Origin of the sequence: Rhizobium sp. YJ-22 (genome assembly GCF_029601685.1) — a bacterium.
In the GTDB taxonomy this organism is placed as follows: domain Bacteria; phylum Pseudomonadota; class Alphaproteobacteria; order Rhizobiales; family Rhizobiaceae; genus Metarhizobium.
Genome location: NZ_JARRIR010000019.1, coordinates 3,047 through 3,965, shown reverse-complemented (window position 1 = coordinate 3,965; position 919 = coordinate 3,047). Strand labels below are relative to the sequence as shown.

Sequence of the window (919 nt, the reverse complement as noted above, 5' to 3'; positions counted from 1 at the left end):
CAAAAGACAGATGGCGATCAAGGATCCGGATCACAACACGCGGATTGAAAAGTGGAAAGTGTTTCGCGATGTCTGCGAGGCGCGAGAACGCCTTGGAGTTCAGGATCGGGCCTTGGCCGTTCTCGATGCTCTCCTGACGTTTTACCCCCACGGGGAGCTCGATTCGAGCAGCGGGCTTGTCGTTTTCCCATCCAATGCGCAGCTATCGGTTCGCGCTCATGGGATCACGGAAAGCACACTCAGGCGGCAACTCGCGGCACTTGTCGAGGCCGGGCTCATCTTGCGCCGCGATAGCCCCAACGGGAAGCGGTACGCACATCGCAGTCGTGACGGTGAAGTGGAGCAGGCCTACGGCTTCGATCTGACCCCTCTTCTGGCTCGCGCCCATGAACTCGCGCAAATCGCACAGGATGTCGTTGCGGAGCGAACACGGTTCCGTCGGACAAAAGAAGCTCTTACGATCTGCCGGCGAGACGTGCGCAAGCTCATCTCAGCTGCGGTGGAGGAGGGCGCGCCCGGCAACTGGGGGCAGGTAGAAGCGGTCTACGTCGACATTCTTGCGCGCCTTCCACGCTATCCGGAGAGGAGCCAGCTCGAACTCGCACTCGATGAAATGCAGCTGCTCCGGGCAGAAATCCTCAACATTCTGGAAATGCAGCTGAAACCTGAGAATATGCATGGCAATGCCGTCCAGGATGACCGGCACATACAGAATTCAAATACCGAATCTATCTATGAACTTGAACCTAGCTCTGGAAAAGAGCAGGGCGGAAACCCGGAGGATGAACGTCAGGCCAAGAGCGAGGCGAACGGGGGAGCGAAGGCCAAGCCAGAGCCAATAAAGGCCTTCCCACTCGGGATGGTACTTCGGGCCTGCCCGCAGATTGCCGACTATGGTCCCGGCGGACGTATAGAAAAC

At 58.3% G+C, this 919-nt stretch carries 1 protein-coding gene; it reads left to right on the top strand.

Annotated features, from left to right (window positions below; all coding sequences use genetic code 11):
- Nucleotides 1-10 precede the first annotated feature (10 nt).
- A partial coding sequence (repC, locus tag P7F60_RS27265; RefSeq protein ID WP_277920788.1) for a plasmid replication protein RepC occupies nt 11-919 on the top strand: 909 nt, incomplete at its 3' end.